Source organism: Mycolicibacterium sarraceniae (genome assembly GCF_010731875.1).
In the GTDB taxonomy this organism is placed as follows: Bacteria; Actinomycetota; Actinomycetes; order Mycobacteriales; family Mycobacteriaceae; genus Mycobacterium; species Mycobacterium sarraceniae.
Map to the genome: position 1 here is coordinate 4,472,400 of NZ_AP022595.1, position 15,724 is coordinate 4,488,123.

The 15,724-nt window shown below is 66.6% G+C and carries 13 protein-coding genes; 6 read left to right on the forward strand and 7 right to left on the reverse strand.

The features are described 5' to 3' along the window. Positions 1 to 128 precede the first annotated feature (128 nt). From G6N13_RS22315 to yajC, 5 genes are all read right to left on the reverse strand, one after another. The gene (locus G6N13_RS22315; RefSeq protein WP_163700637.1) at positions 129 to 671 is read right to left on the reverse strand and encodes an adenine phosphoribosyltransferase; all 543 of its coding nucleotides are present in this window, start codon (positions 669 to 671) and stop codon (positions 129 to 131) included. Next, a complete protein-coding gene (locus G6N13_RS22320) occupies positions 653 to 2,305 on the reverse strand; it encodes an ABC transporter substrate-binding protein (protein WP_163700640.1) in 1,653 nt (550 codons plus the stop codon). Before G6N13_RS22320 ends, G6N13_RS22315 begins: the two co-directional genes overlap by 19 nt. A gap of 6 nt (positions 2,306 to 2,311) precedes the next feature. After that, on the reverse strand, positions 2,312 to 3,571 hold the full coding sequence (gene secF / locus G6N13_RS22325; protein ID WP_163700643.1) for a protein translocase subunit SecF: 1,260 nt from the start codon (positions 3,569 to 3,571) through the stop codon (positions 2,312 to 2,314). 4 nt (positions 3,572 to 3,575) lie between these two features. Beyond that, positions 3,576 to 5,522, reverse strand: a complete 1,947-nt coding sequence (secD, locus tag G6N13_RS22330) for a protein translocase subunit SecD (RefSeq protein WP_163700646.1) — start codon at positions 5,520 to 5,522, stop codon at positions 3,576 to 3,578. A 110-nt stretch (positions 5,523 to 5,632) separates the two neighbouring features. Next, on the reverse strand, positions 5,633 to 5,977 hold the full coding sequence (gene yajC, locus G6N13_RS22335) for a preprotein translocase subunit YajC (protein ID WP_163700649.1): 345 nt from the start codon (positions 5,975 to 5,977) through the stop codon (positions 5,633 to 5,635). Positions 5,978 to 6,108: 131 nt separating this feature from the next. On the opposite strand from yajC, the gene G6N13_RS22340 reads away from it, so the two are divergent. From G6N13_RS22340 to G6N13_RS22350, 3 genes are all read left to right on the forward strand, one after another. After that, positions 6,109 to 6,798 (forward strand): nitroreductase family protein, encoded by a 690-nt coding sequence (locus G6N13_RS22340; protein ID WP_163700652.1) that lies wholly within the window; start codon positions 6,109 to 6,111, stop codon positions 6,796 to 6,798. Between the two features lie 154 nt (positions 6,799 to 6,952). Then, positions 6,953 to 8,293 (forward strand): 4-aminobutyrate--2-oxoglutarate transaminase, encoded by a 1,341-nt coding sequence (gene gabT / locus G6N13_RS22345; RefSeq protein WP_163700655.1) that lies wholly within the window; start codon positions 6,953 to 6,955, stop codon positions 8,291 to 8,293. A gap of 11 nt (positions 8,294 to 8,304) precedes the next feature. Then, entirely contained in the window at positions 8,305 to 9,738 is a 1,434-nt protein-coding gene (locus tag G6N13_RS22350; protein WP_163700658.1) for a gamma-aminobutyraldehyde dehydrogenase, read from the forward strand. Here the strand turns inward: G6N13_RS22350 and G6N13_RS22355 are convergent. Then, on the reverse strand, positions 9,710 to 10,021 hold the full coding sequence (locus tag G6N13_RS22355; RefSeq protein ID WP_235677862.1) for a hypothetical protein: 312 nt from the start codon (positions 10,019 to 10,021) through the stop codon (positions 9,710 to 9,712). The two genes, G6N13_RS22350 and G6N13_RS22355, sit on opposite strands and share 29 nt — an antisense overlap. A gap of 472 nt (positions 10,022 to 10,493) precedes the next feature. Between G6N13_RS22355 and car the strand changes: the two genes are divergently transcribed. Next, positions 10,494 to 13,982 (forward strand): carboxylic acid reductase, encoded by a 3,489-nt coding sequence (gene car / locus G6N13_RS22360; protein ID WP_163700661.1) that lies wholly within the window; start codon positions 10,494 to 10,496, stop codon positions 13,980 to 13,982. A gap of 6 nt (positions 13,983 to 13,988) precedes the next feature. On the opposite strand, the gene G6N13_RS22365 is transcribed toward car, so the two are convergent. Continuing rightward, positions 13,989 to 14,168, reverse strand: a complete 180-nt coding sequence (locus G6N13_RS22365; RefSeq protein WP_235677863.1) for an alpha/beta fold hydrolase — start codon at positions 14,166 to 14,168, stop codon at positions 13,989 to 13,991. A 351-nt stretch (positions 14,169 to 14,519) separates the two neighbouring features. Here G6N13_RS22365 and G6N13_RS22370 point away from each other — a divergent pair, with 351 nt between their 5' ends. Together G6N13_RS22370 and G6N13_RS22375 are read left to right on the forward strand one after the other, a co-directional pair. Then, complete coding sequence (locus G6N13_RS22370) at positions 14,520 to 15,056, forward strand: nucleotidyl cyclase domain-containing protein (RefSeq protein WP_163700664.1); 537 nt, start codon at positions 14,520 to 14,522, stop codon at positions 15,054 to 15,056. Between the two features lie 66 nt (positions 15,057 to 15,122). Further along, positions 15,123 to 15,722 (forward strand): TetR/AcrR family transcriptional regulator, encoded by a 600-nt coding sequence (locus G6N13_RS22375; RefSeq protein WP_197746812.1) that lies wholly within the window; start codon positions 15,123 to 15,125, stop codon positions 15,720 to 15,722. The last annotated feature ends 2 nt before the right edge of the window (positions 15,723 to 15,724 follow it).

The window sequence follows — 15,724 nt, forward strand, 5'->3', positions numbered from 1 at the left end:
CGGCCGAGTGGCAGGCCTGCCCAGTCGAGCCCCCGGGAAGAAGGCGCGGCAACATTCATCGCCTGGGTGACGGTGCTCGTCTTGGTCCACGAATGCTGGTGACGGTTGACTGGCCCCCGTCTAGCCGCTCAGACGGTCTGCAGGCTGGTCACCGGCAGCGGGGAGATCTTGTCCCGGCCGCCGAGCCCGGACAACTCCAGCACCACCGCGGCGATCGGAACCTCGGCCCCGCTGGCCGCCAGCAACGCACCGGCCGCAGCCAGAGTGCCGCCGGTGGCGAGCACGTCATCGATGATCACGATGCGGCACCCGGTCAAATCGATGCCGTCGGCGGGGATCTCCAATGTCGCCGTGCCGTATTCGAGGCTGTAGTTCTGGCTGTGCACCGGCGGCGGCAGCTTGCCGCCCTTGCGGATCGCCAGGACGCCGATGCCCAGCTTATGGGCCACCGCGCCACCGAGCAGGAACCCGCGGGCGTCGATACCGGCCACCAGGTCGGCGCCGGCCGCGATCTCGGCGAGCGCGCCGGTCACAACGGCAAGCCCCTTGGGATCGGCCAGCACCGGGGTGAGGTCTTTGAACTGGATGCCCGGCTCGGGAAAGTCGGACACCTCGCGCGTCAATGACCTGATGACGTCCTCAACGGACTCACTCACTTCTCGTACACCCATCGGTCCATATTCCAGCCCGCGCCCCACTTGGTCGGATTGCCTTCCACCGCATACATCTTCTTGGATGCCAGTACCGTGCGCTGCTGACGGTACAGCGGGAGGGTGGGCATGTCGCCCCACAGAATCGGTGAACTGTCGCCCAGCAGCCGGGCCTGTTCCTTCGCGTCGGCGGTGACCGCAAGCGCGGAGATGATGCCGTCGATCTGCGGGTTGACATAGCGGGGCAGGTTGTTGCCGTCGCCGGAGAACAGTGTGTAGGCGTCCAGCGCAGAGGACCCTGTCGAGCCGCTGCCGGTGGCACCGCCGGTGCTGGCCAACAGGACGTCGAGCTTACCGTCGCGCAAGGTCTGAGGACCTGTCGTGGCCGACGTCGTATCGACGACCGTGATGCCAGCGGCGGCACAGGATTTGGTGATCGCACCGACGGTCGCCGCCAATCGCGGGTTGGGTGCCTGATAACCGACGCGCACCGTCAGCGGCTGGCCGCCGAGAGCGTCACGGGCGGCGTCAGGATTGGCCGAACCGAACTGACCCGCGATCGCGACGCCTTCGATCCCGCTGAACGCGTCATCGCTGGCCGGGTTGAGCCGGACGTTGGAGATCGGCGTCTCGGCGTTCAGCGCGATCAGATCGCGCGGGGTGCACAGGGCCACCGCACGCCGGGCCGGCGTCGCCGAAAGGGGGCCGTCCGGCGCGAAGATGAGCTGCTCGATACCGCCGGAGGGCAGCTCGTGGCGGTCATAGCCGTCCGGCGTGGTCAGGGTGCCCGAGGATCCGGTCGCCACATCGACGACCTGGAAGGTGCCGTTGTTGATTCGGTCCTGTACGTCAACTCCGCGCGGCCACACCGTGATTCGCTTGGTTATCGGCTTGGCGCCCCACCACCGGTCGTTGGCTGTCAGCACCACCGCCCCTGCCGGCAGCATCGAGTCGATCTTGTAGGGACCAGCCGAGGGGAACCGCTTGATATCGACACCGGGCTTGAGATCCCACACGGTGTTCCAGGTCTGGGCGATACGGTCGACGGCCGCCGGGTCATCGCTCTGGATGGCGCGGGTGACGTCCAGGCCGAGCACGTCACCGATGACGTGCGACGGCATCATCGAGGTCGCGGTGAACAGCTGCTGGTAGTCGACAACGGCACGGCCCGGCAGATAGCTCACCCGCGCCTTCTTCTGGCCCGGCTGGCAGTCGATACCGTCGATGTCGAGGTAACCGGCCCGGCTGGCGGCATCGAAGGCTGGGAACCGGCCGGACTGCGCGGCCCACGCCAGCACCATGTCGTCACATGTCACCGGCTTGCCGTCGGAATACACGGCCTTGTCGGAGATCTGGTAGTCCAGCACCAGCGGGTCCCGGCCGACCACCGATACCGACCCGAAGTCGTGGTCGGCCAGCACCTGCCCGTCAGGACCGTGGAACGTGAAGCCGGCCAACACCCGGGCGAAAGCCTGCGGGCCGGCTGAGGCCGCACCCGTCACGGTATTGGTGTTGTAGGTGATCAGCATGCCGTCGACGGCGTAGTTGATCTGATCCGCAGGGCTACCCGAACACGAGGCCAGAACGCTCGACGCGACCACTCCCGCGACGGCCGCCACTGCTACAGCGGCGACGCGATGGCGCCCCACAGCCATGGCTCGCTATCGCCCTCGGGTGCTGCGTTTGCCGGTTGGCCGGCTTGGCCGGGCTCCCGGCGACGGCTTGTTGCCGACCGTCGGGGTACCGCCGACAGTCGCTTCGGCGGGGACCGCATCGGCGGCCTTTTCCAGGTCGACGGCACCGCCGGTGACGACGTCGCCGGCGCTCGCAGCCGGCTTGCGCCGGTTGAGCACCCGCCGGGTGTGGGTGCGCACCAGGTCGGTGCGCTCCCGCAGCGACACCAGTAGCGGGGTCGCGAAGAAGATCGACGAGTAGGTTCCGACGATCACACCGACCAGCTGGACCAGCGCCAGGTCCATCAGCGTGCCGACGCCGAGCAGCCAGACCGCGACCACGATCAGCGCGAGGATAGGCAGCACCGAGATCAAGCTGGTGTTGATCGAGCGCATGAAAGTCTGGTTGACCGCGAGGTTGGCCTGTTCGGCGAATGTTCTTCGGGTGGTGTGCTCGAAGGCGTGGGTGTTCTCCTCGACTTTGTCGAACACGATGACAGTGTCGTAGAGCGAGAAGCCCAAGATCGTGAGCAGACCGATGACCGTCGCCGGAGTGACCTCGAACCCGACGATCGAATACACCCCAGCCGTGACAACGAGGTCGAACACCAGCGTCAATAGCGCCGAGAGCGCCATGTACCGCTCGTAGCGGAAGGTGATGTAAATGGCTGCCAGGACCAGGAACACGCCGAGGGCGATCAGCGCCTTCTTGGTGATCTGGTCACCCCAGGTCTCCGACACGTCCGACTGGCTGATGGATTGCTCACTGGGCTTGCCGTCCGAACCCGTGGGCTGCAACGCCTCGAACAGGGCACTACCCAGCTTCGCGGACTCTTCGTTGCTCAGCTTCTCCGAGCGGATCTGCAAGGTGGCCGATGGGCCGTTGCCGACCACGACGACCGATTCCGGGCCGTGCCCCAGCGACTTGCTGTAGACGTCCTCCACCTGCTGGGTGGTGATCACGCCGTTCTGTCCGGCGGTCGGCAGCGAGATCTTGGTGCCGCCCTCGAAATCGATACCGAACGTGAAACCCTTCACCGCGATGCTCACGATGCAGGCGAGCACGATCAAACCGCTGATCGCATACCACATCTTGCGCCGGCCGATGACCTCGAAAGCGCCTGTGCCGGTATAGAGGCGGACGAAGAAACCGTGCTTGGGCGCGCCCGCTGCAGAGGATTCCAGATCGGGTGCCTCGACGGCGGCGGACGACGTGTCGTCCGCAGTGTCCTGAATGTCCTTGGCCATGGATCTACCCCCGTCCCGTCGCTGTTTGGGCCGCTCGGCGTTCTCGGGCGATCTGTTGTACCGCGCCGAGACCGTTCAGGGCCGGCTTAGCCATGGTGGGCGACTTCGATGCCAGGTACACCAGTGGCCAGGTCACGAGGAACACTACGACAACGTCGAGGATCGTGGTCAGGCCCAGGGTGAACGCGAAGCCCTTCACCTGACCGACGGCCAGGAAGTACAGCACCGCGGCGGCCAGGAATGTCACCGCGTTACCGGACAGAATGGTCTTACGAGCGCGCGCCCAACCTCGAGGTACCGCCGAGCGGAACGAACGCCCTTCGCGGATCTCATCTTTGATGCGTTCGAAAAACACCACGAACGAGTCGGCGGTGGTGCCGATACCGATGATCAGACCGGCGATACCGGCAAGGTCGAGGGTGTAGTTGATGTATCGCCCGAGTAGCACCAGGATGCCGAACACCATAGCGCCTGAGGCCACCAGCGAGAGCGCCGTCAGCAAGCCCAGCACGCGGTAGTACAGCAGCGAGTACAACAACACCAGCGCCAAACCGATGGCACCTGCGATCAGGCCGGCCTTCAGTGACGCCAATCCCAGTGTCGCCGAGACAGTTTCGGCCTCTGAGGATTCGAAGGACAGCGGTAGCGAACCATATTTCAAGACGTTGGCCAGCTGCTTGGCGCTATCGGCGGTGAACGGCGGGTTGCCGCCGCTGATCTGGGTGCGTCCACCGGGAATAGCTTCCCGAATCTGCGGGGCCGAGACCACCTCCGAGTCCAGCGTGAACGCCGTCTGTGTGCCGATGTTCGCGGCGGTGAAGTCCGCCCACGTGGTGGCGGCCTGGTCCTTGAACGTCAGGTCGACGACGTAGGCGCCGCTCTGGTTGTCCAGCCCGGACGTGGCGTCCTTGATCTGATCGCCGCTGATGATCGACTTGTCCAGTACATAGATGTACTTGTGATCCTCCGAGCAGGCGACGAGCGGCAGGTTCGGGTCGTCATTGCCGGCCAGGATGTCGGGCTGGTCGCACTTGCCCGCCATGTATTGCACGGCGATCAGCAGCAGGTTCTGGTTGGTGCTCTGGCGCAGTTCCTTCTCGAACTGGATGCGCGCCGCGAGGTCCTTACGCGGATCCGGCGGGCCGGGCGCGGGCGCGCCTGGTGCAGGCGCTCCGGGTGCGGGTGCTCCGGCGGCCGGCGGAGCCGGCTCTCCGGGAGCGGGCGCCGGTTCCGGCGCGGGCGGGGCCGGCGACGGCGCCGGCTCGGCCGGGTACGGACGCGGCTGCGGTGCCGGAGCCGGGTTGGCCGGCTCGGATGCGGGTGCCTCGCCGCTACCGGATGCGGGTGCCTCGGCGCCACCGGATGCGGGTGCCTCGGCGCCACCGGGTGCGGGTGCCTCGGCGCCACCGGGTGCGGGTGCCTCGGCGCCACCGGGTGCGGGTGCCTCGGCGCCACCGGGTGCGGGTTCCCCCCCGGGCGCGGGTGCACCGGCCGGCGGTGCGCCAGCTGGCGCGGGCCCCGCACCTGGCTTGACCCCCGCGGCCTGCATCTGCTGCTTGATGGCCTCGATCGGGATCGGCTGGCCGATCACGGGGCGGATGAACAGCCGCGCGGTCTGGCCGAGGTTGCGGGCCTCATTGCCGTCGTTTCCCGGAACGGTGATGACGAGGTTGTCGCCGTCGATCACGACCTCGGAGCCGGAGACGCCGAGACCGTTGACGCGGGCGGCAATGATCTGCTGGGCCTGGTTCAGCGCATCGCGGGTGGGCTTGGAGCCGTCCGGGGTGCGCGCGGTCAGCGTGACGCGAGTGCCACCCTGCAGGTCAATGCCCAGTTTCGGGCTGGCGTGTTTGTCCCCGGTCAGGAATACGAGGAGGTAGACCCCGATAAGCAGGACCAGGAACAGCGCCAGCCAGCGGTAGGGATGCACCGGCGCCGAAGACGATGCCACGTTGTTGTCACTCCTAGGTTTTGTGCCGCGTCCCGCTAGGTCGTAATGCCGCGTCCCGCGTACGCGGTCCTCTCAACTCCCGCTAGAGGGTACGTGGTGTGCCTGGCGGTTCAGTCTCTGGTGAGACGGTCCGCGTCGCTGCCGGTGATCTCGGTGGCCCCCGATGGGATGTCCTCGGCGTCGTCAGCCACGGCCGCATCGTCCTCGATGCGCTCACGAACCGCGAGCTTCATCCAGGTGGTCACCACACCCGGAGCGATCTCCAGGTCGACGGTGTCGTCGGTGATCCCGGTGATGGTGGCGCGCAGGCCGGAGGTAGTCCACACCTCATCGCCGACGACCAGCGACTCGTGCAGGTCGATCGTGGCCTGCATGGCCTTGCGCTGGCGCCGGGACGCGAAATACATAAATCCGCCCATGATGACGATCAAGGGCAGGAAGACGAGCAGGTCCATGGCGGCTCGATTCTTTCGTATCGGGTGCTGGGTGAGCGCTCCGCGACCGTCCGGTCACGCGCTACATAGCTGCACAGTCTGCCATTGTCCCGGCTCGCCGCCGACCGGCACCGTCAATGGAAGATGGTCGGATGGACCTGATCGACACCCTGCGCAGCACCGGCTCGGTGCGCGATTTCACCGATGAGCCGGTCGACGACGCCGCCCTGACCCGCATTCTAGACACCGCGCGATTCGCCCCCAGCGGCGCCAATGCGCAGGCCTGGCGCGTGGTGGTGGTCAAGGACCGCGCGATCCGATCCCGTCTGCGTGACCTCTATCTGACGCCCTGGGGCGAGTACCTAACGTTGACCGCGGCCGGGCTGCGCCCGTGGTCGCCGGTCAACGACCGTGACGAGGAGGCGGCCGCGCTGGCCGCCGCGGCCGACGCCGACGCCGTCGTCGTCGGCGGAATGGCCGCGCACCTCGACGAGGTCCCGGTGCTGCTGGCGGTGTTCGCCGATCTGTCCCAGCTGGCCGCTGTGGATCGAGACCTCGATCGCTATTCGCTGGCCGGCGGCGCGTCGGTCTATCCGTTCGCGTGGAGCATCCTGCTGGCCGCTCGGGCCGAAGGCCTCGCCGGGGTGCTGACCACCATGCTCATCCGGGCCGAAGACGAGGTGAAACAGCTGCTGGGCGCCGGCGACCCGCTGGTGCTGGCGGCTGTGATCGCCCTCGGTCACCCGGTGCGCCAGCCCCGTCGGCTGACCCGCCAACCCGTCGCATCGTTCACCACGGTCGACCGGATCGACGGTGAGACATTCGCGCCCGACCCCGACTAGACACCAACCGATTACGTCGATTTTGCCTCCATCGACCGACGTAATCCACTATTCATCACGCCCTGGAACCGGGTTTTCCGTTGCGTCGCGCTATCACCCGACTAGGCTCGGATGGCCCGCCGCGTCCGTGCCACCGTCGTCTAGGAGAACAGAAGTGCCCACCCCCGAGCAGAGCCGCAAACTCGTCACCGACATCCCCGGCCCCGCATCCCTCGAGCTGTCCAAACGTCGCGTCGCCGCGGTGTCACACGGTGTCGGCGTCACGATGCCGATCTACGCCGCACGCGCCGGCGGCGGGATCATCGAGGACGTCGACGGCAACCGGCTGATCGACCTGGGGTCCGGGATCGCCGTCACCACGATCGGCAATTCCTCACCGCGGGTGGTCGAAGCGGTGCGCGCGCAGGTCGCCGACTTCACCCACACCTGCTTCATGGTGACGCCGTACGAGGAGTACATCGCCGTCGCCGAACACCTCAACCGCCTCACTCCCGGCTCATACGAGAAGCGGTCCGCGCTGTTCAACTCCGGTGCCGAGGCAGTCGAGAATGCGATCAAGATCGCCCGCGCCTACACCCGCAAGACCGCGGTGGTGGCCTTCGATCACGCGTACCACGGGCGCACCAACCTGACGATGGCGCTGACCGCCAAGTCCATGCCCTACAAGAGCGGCTTCGGCCCGTTCGCGCCCGAGGTGTACCGCGCCCCGATGTCCTACCCGTTCCGCGACGGCCTCATCGACAAGGAATGGGCCACCGACGGTGAATTGGCGGCCGAGCGGGCGTTGACGGTGATCGACAAGCAGATCGGTGCGGCCAACCTGGCCGCGATCGTCATCGAACCGATCCAGGGTGAGGGCGGTTTCATCGTCCCCGCACCCGGGTTCCTGCCGGCGCTGCGGGCCTGGTGCTCCGAGAACAACGTCGTGTTCATCGCCGACGAAGTGCAGACCGGGTTCGCCCGCACCGGCTCGATGTTCGCCTGCGAGGACGAGGGCATCGAACCGGACCTGATCGTGACCGCCAAAGGTATCGCCGACGGCCTGCCGCTGGCGGCGGTGACCGGGCGCGCCGAGGTCATGGACGCCCCGCATGTCAGCGGGCTCGGCGGCACCTACGGCGGTAACCCGGTGGCCTGCGCGGCCGCACTGGCCACCATCGAGACCATCGAGCTCGACGGGCTGGTGGCCCGCGCCAAACAGATCGAAGCGCTGATGAAGGACAAGCTCGGCCGGATCCAGGCCGACGACGACCGCATCGGCGATGTCCGCGGCCGCGGCGCGATGATTGCCGTCGAGTTGGTGAAATCCGGTACCGGAGAGCCAGATCCGGACCTCACCAAGAACCTGGCGGCCAAGGCGCACGCCGAGGGTGTGCTGGTGCTGACCTGTGGCACGTTCGGCAATGTGCTGCGCTTCCTGCCGCCGTTGACGATCAGTGACGAGCTGCTGCTCGAAGGCCTCGGGGTGCTGGCCGACATTCTCCGCGAGCTCTGAGGCGAACCGGGATGGCAGACGTCAAGAATTTCATCAACGGCGAGCTCGTCGACTCGGTCAGCGGTGGCACCATGGCGATAGTCGACCCCTCCACGGGTGAAAAGTACGGCACCGCGCCGATTTCCCACGAGCAGGATATCGACAACGCGTATGCGGCAGCCAGCGCGGCGTTTGCCGACTGGAAACGCACCACCCCGTCACATCGACAGAAAGCGCTGCTGGCTTTCGCCGATGATGTCGAAAAGGCGGCCGCTGATCTGGTCGCCGCCGAGGGGCGCAACACCGGCAAGCCCAATCATGTGACGGCGGCCGAGGAGATTCCTCCGATGGTCGACCAGATCCGGTTCTTCGCCGGTGCGGCACGGATTTTGGAGGGCAAATCGGCCGGCGAGTATCTGGTCGGCCACACCTCGTGGATCCGCCGCGAGCCGGTCGGAGTAATCGGCCAGGTCGCCCCGTGGAACTACCCGATGATGATGGCGATCTGGAAGTTCGCTCCGGCGATCGCGGCGGGCAACACCGTTGTGCTCAAGCCGAGCGACACCACCCCGGTGACCACCGTGATGCTGGCCGAGATCGCCGCCAGGCATTTCGGGCCCGGTGTGCTCAACGTCGTGTGCGGCGACCGGGTGACCGGCGCCGCCGTCGTCGCGCATCCGACGCCGCAGATGGTGTCGATCACCGGATCGGTCGCCGCCGGCCGCGCGGTCGCGGTCAGTGCGGGCGGCCATCTCAAGCGCACTCACCTCGAATTGGGCGGTAAGGCACCGGTCATCGTGTTCGATGACGCCGATATCGCCACCGCCGCAGAGGGAATCGCGACGGCCGGCTACTTCAACGCCGGGCAGGACTGCACCGCGGCCACCCGGGTGCTGGCTCGCGCCGGCGTCGCCGAGGAGCTAACGGCCGCGCTGGCCGAACAGGCCAAGGGCGCGGCCACCACATTCGGCCGGGCGGCCGATGACGAGGACGCCTGGGTGCCGCCGGTCAACAATCCCAATCAGCTCGACCGGGTGCTCGGTTTCCTGGCCGATGTGCCGTCGCATGCCACGGTGGCCGCCGGCGGAAACCGTCAGGGCGACAAGGGTTTCTACATCGAGCCGACGGTAATCGGCGGTTTGCGGCAGGATGACCGTCAGGTGCAGGAGGAGATCTTCGGGCCGGTGATCACCGTGCAGTCGTTCGCCGACGAAGACGAGGCTATTCGCTGGGCCAACGGCACCGAGTACGGTCTGGCGTCCTCGGTGTGGACGAAGGACATCTCCCGCGCGATCCGGGTGTCCAATGCGCTGGACTTCGGCTGCGTGTGGATCAACACCCATATCCCGCTGGTCGCCGAGATGCCGCACGGCGGCTATAAGGCCTCAGGCCACGGCAAGGATCTGTCGATGTACGGCTTCGAGGACTACACGCGCATCAAGCACGTGATGGCTTACACGGGCTGAGTTCGTCCTGAGGTTTCGCCACGAGGTCGGCGACGCGCCCGCGGATCTCGTCGTCGGTCAAGCCCTGCGCGATCAGCCGGCTCATCTCATCGTCGGCCGGCCTGACGCACCGTCCGGCGACGAGCACGTCCACGTAGGAGTTCAGTTCTTCGACCGCGCGGGTGTCCGGCAGCTCGTCGGCCCAGCGCCAGAACAGCACCCAGTCGTCGTGCGGCACACCCAAAGTCGCGCACACATCGGCGATCCGGACGAACTCGTGGTCGGCACTGAACATTGCGGTCATGTGTTCCACTGTGGCCCGGAAGCCACGCAACGCCATCGGGTTTGTGGCGCACATCGCACAGTGATCTCTCTTACCCAAGAACCCACCCGCCGTGCATCGACGGCGGGTGGGTTCTTTGCACGCGAGCCCTCCCCGACTCGCGCGGTCAGGGTGCGACGGGCGTCCGGCGCGGCGTCTCAATGACGGTCGTCGCGGCCGTATCATGCTCAGCGACAACGCGTTCAGTGGGCTCAGCGACGACTGGCCGCTGCGCGTAGCGCACGTCACGCAGGCTGCGCACCGAGCCAGGGGAACCCTCGTGATGGCGCACGAGTACCCCCGTCGCGCCGGGCCGGGCGATGGACAGCACGTTCACAGCCGCCTTCGGCCGCCGAAGGGAATACCGTTAGCTTTGCTAACGTAGTTTGGATTGGACGCAACGAAGCGCTCCCACTTCCATCTTGTTTCTCTAGCGTGTTCATGGAGTTCCGTTATGTCGACTGACACTCGCGAAGCCCGGTTCGAGCAGCGCGTCGCCGATCTCTACGCGACCGACCCGCAGTTCGCCGCCGCAACGCCCGATCCCACCGTCACCGCGGCCGCCGGCCAACCCGGCCTAAGCCTGCCCAGGATCATCGAGACCGTCCTCGACGGCTACGCCGACCGACCCGCGCTCGGTCAGCGCGTCGTGCGATTGGTCCAAGACCCGCAGACGCACCGCACCACCGCCGAACTGGTGGACCAGTTCGACACCATCACCTATCGCGAGCTTCGGGACCGGGTGGAGGCGATCGCCGGCGCCTGGTCGGGCGATGCCGCGCAACCTGGTGACCGAGTGGCCATCCTGGGCTTCACCAGCGTCGACTACACCGTCATCGACCTCGCGCTGGCCCAACTGGGCGCGGTGTCCGTACCGCTGCAGACCAGCGCCGGAGCCACCCAGCTGCACCCGATCATCACCGAGACCGAACCGACCGTGATCGCGTCGAGCATCGACTATCTCGACGACGCCGTCGAACTCGTTCTCGCCGGGCCGGCCCCGAAACGCCTGGTGGTCTTCGACTTCCGGCCCGAAGTCGACGATCAGCGCGACGCGCTGGCCGCCGCCAAGGACCGGCTGACCGGCACCGAGGTGACCGTGACCACCCTGGCCGACGAAATCGCTTATGGCACCGGTCGTTCCACCGAGCCGGCCGCGACCACCGAAGCCGACCCGCTGACCCTGCTGATCTACACCTCCGGTAGCACCGGCGCCCCGAAGGGCGCCATGTACCCCGCGCGGAAAGTCGCCGACATGTGGACCGCCGCGGCCGCGCACTGGGACGACAAGCAGGGCACCTACCCCGCGATCGTGCTGAGCTTCATGCCGATGAGCCACGTGATGGGCCGTGGCGCGCTGTACGGAACGCTAAGCGTCGGCGGCACAGTCTATTTCGCCGCCCGCGCGGACCTGTCCACGTTCCTCGAAGACCTGGCACTGACTCGCCCCACCCAGCTGAATCTGGTGCCGCGGGTGTGGGACATGATCCACCAAGAAGTGCAAAGCGAGGTCGACCGGCGACCCGACGATGAAGCCCGGGTACTGGCCGAGCAGCGCCAGAGCCTGCTCGGCGGACGCTTCGTCTCGGCGATGACGGGCTCGGCACCGATCGCGCCCGAACTCAAGGCATGGCTCGAGACCTTCCTGGACATGCATCTGATCGAGGGATACGGCTCGACCGAAGCCGGCGCGGTATTCGTCGACGGCGTCGTGCGCCGCCCGCCCGTCACCGACTACAAGCTCGTCGACGTTCCCGAACTGGGGTACTTCGCCACCGACCTGCCGCACCCGCGCGGTGAGCTGCTGGTCAAGACGACACAGCTCTTCCCCGGCTACTACAAGCGTCCCGAAGTGACCGCGACGATGTTCGACGAGGACGGCTTCTACCGGACCGGCGATATCGTCGCCGAACCTGCGCCAGACCAGCTGCGGTACGTCGACCGGCGCAACAACGTCCTCAAGCTGTCCCAGGGCGAGTTCGTCACGGTCTCGAAGCTGGAGGCCGCCTTCTTGGGCAGCCCACTGGTGCACCAGATCTACCTGTACGGCAACAGCGCTCGGCCGTACCTGCTGGCCGTGGTGGTGCCCACCGCCGAGGCGGCGGCGCAGCACAATGCGGCGGAACTCAAGAGTCTGATCGGCGAATCCCTCCAGGATGTGGCCCGCGCGACCGGTTTACAGTCGTACGAGATCCCGCGTGATTTCCTCGTCGAGACAACGCCTTTCACCGTCGAGAACGGGCTGCTGACCGGTATCCGCAAACTGGCGTGGCCGCGGCTGAAGGAACGCTACAGCTCCGCGCTGGAACAGCTCTATACCGATCTGGCCGACGGACAGGCCAACGAGCTGCGCACGCTTCGGCGCAGTGGTTCCGACGCACCGGTGCTGGCAACCATCACCCGTGCCGCCGGCGCGCTGCTGGGTGCCGCGGCCACCGAGTTGCAGCCGGACGCGCACTTCACCGATCTGGGTGGAGATTCGCTGTCGGCGTTGACATTCGCCAACCTGCTCAACGAGATCTTCGCGATCGAGGTGCCGGTGGGTGTGATCGTCAGCCCGGCCAACGATCTGCAGGCTATCGCGGGCTATATCGAAGCCGAACGGAGTTCGGGTAGAAAGCGGCCAACGTTCGCCTCGGTCCATGGTGCGGGCGCCACCGAAGCCCACGCCAGTGATCTCACGCTGGACCGGTTTATCGATGCCGCGACACTGGCGGCCGCACCGCAACTGCCCGGCCCGAGTAGTGAGATTCGCACCGTCTTGCTCACCGGCGCAACCGGATTTCTGGGCCGCTACCTGGCCCTGGAATGGCTGGAACGGATGAGTCTGGTCGGCGGCAAGGTAATCGCCCTGGTGCGAGCCCGCTCCAATGAGGACGCGCGCCAACGACTCGACTCCACCTTCGACAGTGGTGATCCCACACTGCTGGTGCACTATCGCGAACTGGCCGCCGAGCATCTCGAGGTGATCGCCGGCGACAAGGGCGAAGAAAACCTGGGGTTGGATACCCAGACGTGGCAGCGACTGGCCGATACGGTCGATCTGATCGTCGACCCCGCGGCATTGGTCAATCACGTTCTTCCGTATCGGGAGTTGTTTGGCCCCAACGCTGTCGGCACCGCTGAGCTGATCCGGATCGCGTTGACCAACAAAATCAAGCCGTTCGTGTACGTCTCGACCATCGGCGTGGGTGCCGGCATCACGCCGGGCCAGTTCGTCGAGGACGGCGACATCCGTGTGATCAGTCCCACCCGGGCGGTCGACGATTCCTACGCCAACGGCTATGGCAACAGCAAGTGGGCCGGCGAAGTGCTGCTGCGCGAGGCCAACGACCTATGCGGCCTTCCGGTTTCAGTCTTCCGCTGCGACATGATCCTGGCCGACACCACCTACGGCGGGCAGCTCAACCTGCCCGATATGTTCACCCGGATGATGCTGAGCCTGGTGGCCACCGGTATCGCACCCGCGTCGTTCTACCAGCTCGACGCCGACGGCAACCGCCAGCGGGCCCACTACGGCGGCCTGCCCGTCGAGTTCATCGCCGAGGCGATCTCCACCCTGGGTGCATATGTCACCGAAGGCTTCCAGACCTACCACGTGATGAATCCCTACGACGACGGCATCGGGCTCGACGAGTTCGTGGACTGGCTGGTCGAGGCCGGCTACCCGATCCAGCGGATCGCCGAGTACGGCGCATGGCTGCAACGCTTCGAGACCTCGATGCGGGCACTGCCCGACCGCCAGCGCCAGTACTCGCTGCTTCCGCTGCTGCACAACTATCAGCACGCGGAGCGACCGGTCCGCGGATCGATCGCCCCGACCGAACGGTTCCGCGCCGCGGTGCAGGACGCGAAAATCCCTCCGGACAAGGACATTCCGCATGTCACCCCGCGGGTGATCGTCAAGTACATGACCGATTTTCAGTTGCTCGGCCTGCGGTAGGAGCGGCTAGCCCGCCCGCCGGACCTGGTTGCCGACCCCAATGATGTGGTCGGCAACCAGGTCGGGATGAGTCCGCGCCAGCAGGTCGAAGATGAGCCCGCCGTAGGAGTGCGCGGCGAATACCAACGGTCCCGGCAGCTGGGCGGCATCGATCAGCGCGACGACATCGTCGACATCCCGCTGCACGGTATGCGGTTGCTGGGTTTCAGCTGCGCGTCGAGAATGATGTCGTAAGGCGAGCCCCTGGCATTCGAGGTGGAGCTGCCGGCCGGTACCGATGTCCCACCAGTCGGCCCGCCGGCTCGGCCGCGCCACGAGCGCGCCCGGTCAACCCGACCAGGAGCAGGCACACCAGCACCGACAGCGATCGCATCACGTGGCGACGCTATGACGTCTAGCGGCGGACCAGAGGCACAAAGACGTGGGCATGGCGGCGTGGGTCCGCCGGTGGTGGCACCAGCCCGACCAATACGACTGGGTCTCGGAAAATCGTGCCTCGCGCCAATTGCAGCGCTTCAGTACCACTCCAGCCGGCTGTTGGCGGCGACGCTCATCAACGCGATCGCCACCACCGTCTACGCCGGCGTACAGATCGCCGCGGGAGGCGATACCGCTATGGCCGTCGGGCATGTGCTCGGCATACTGGTCGCCGTGCTCGCGGTCCCGTTCGGAACGCAGTTGTTCCTACATCTGCTGAGCCTGGACGCCAGAATGTCGGACACCGATCCGCTCACCGGGTTGCGCAACCGACGCGGCTACGACCACTCGGTGCTGCAACTTGTCGCCACGGCTGACAGAACACAGTCGCAATGGCTGGCCGTCATGCTGGTTGACCTGACCGAGTCGAATGCTCCGGTGCTCTGTGCCGAGCGGCTCCGGGAAGCTGTCGCCGAGATGCCGTTTGGCGTGACGGCCAGCGCCGGAGTAGCGACGGTGCCGGTCAACGACCTCGCCGGCGCCTCTGCGGGCGCGATCATCAAGCAGCTGGGCGAATCAGCTGACGCCGCGATGTATGAGGCCAAACGAGCGGGCGCTAACCAGGTGCGCTACCGCACCGCCGCCAGTCCGGGCTGATGTGCGCACGCAAGCCCAGCTTCGCCACACCTAGAAATTGAGTTGAACTCAACTTAGGATGGTGCCGTGACGACGGCGATGACGACCCGCGGCATCCAGGCTCGAGAGCGGCTCATCGAGGCCGCGACCGCGGAGCTGGCCGGCACCGCACCATTCGAGGTCGCGGGAGTCGCGCGCCGGGCCGGAGTCAGCGCCGGCCTGCCCTACCGCTACTTCGGCACCCGCACCGGGCTACTCGTCGCTGTCGTCGACGCGTTTTACCAGCGCTTCTCCGATTCCATTGCGCTTCGCATCTACGACGCCCCGACCTGGGCCGAACGGGAACGTCAGCGTATCGCCGATTGGGTGCATTTTCTGTACGCAGAGCCGGTGGCTCCCGCGATCCTCGCCGGTGTCGGCGATGGCGAGCTGGCCACCGCACGCAGCCGTTGGCTCCAGGAGATGAGTAAGGTCGGCGCCCGCAACATGGCCCAGGGGCAGCGAGACGGTGAGATCCCGGCCGACCGTGATCCCGAGTATCTGGCCGCAGCCACGATCGGCGGGACGAATGCGGTGGTTGCCGTGTGTCTGACGCGCGATCCCCGACCGCCCGCACCCGACGTCATCGACCAGCTCTGGTCGTTCGTCGCCGGTGCCGTCGGTCTCAGCTCAACCGGGAAAGGATAAAC

Coding starts and splice junctions, on each gene's coding strand:
- G6N13_RS22350 (WP_163700658.1), top strand. CDS start 8,305: ATGGCAGACGTCAAGAATTTCATCAACGGCGAGCTCGTCGACTCGGTC.
- G6N13_RS22355 (WP_235677862.1), bottom strand. CDS start 10,021: ATGACCGCAATGTTCAGTGCCGACCACGAGTTCGTCCGGATCGCCGAT.
- G6N13_RS22340 (WP_163700652.1), top strand. CDS start 6,109: ATGGACCTGATCGACACCCTGCGCAGCACCGGCTCGGTGCGCGATTTC.
- car (WP_163700661.1), top strand. CDS start 10,494: ATGTCGACTGACACTCGCGAAGCCCGGTTCGAGCAGCGCGTCGCCGAT.
- secF (WP_163700643.1), bottom strand. CDS start 3,571: ATGGCCAAGGACATTCAGGACACTGCGGACGACACGTCGTCCGCCGCC.
- G6N13_RS22320 (WP_163700640.1), bottom strand. CDS start 2,305: ATGGCTGTGGGGCGCCATCGCGTCGCCGCTGTAGCAGTGGCGGCCGTC.
- yajC (WP_163700649.1), bottom strand. CDS start 5,977: ATGGACCTGCTCGTCTTCCTGCCCTTGATCGTCATCATGGGCGGATTT.
- G6N13_RS22315 (WP_163700637.1), bottom strand. CDS start 671: ATGGGTGTACGAGAAGTGAGTGAGTCCGTTGAGGACGTCATCAGGTCA.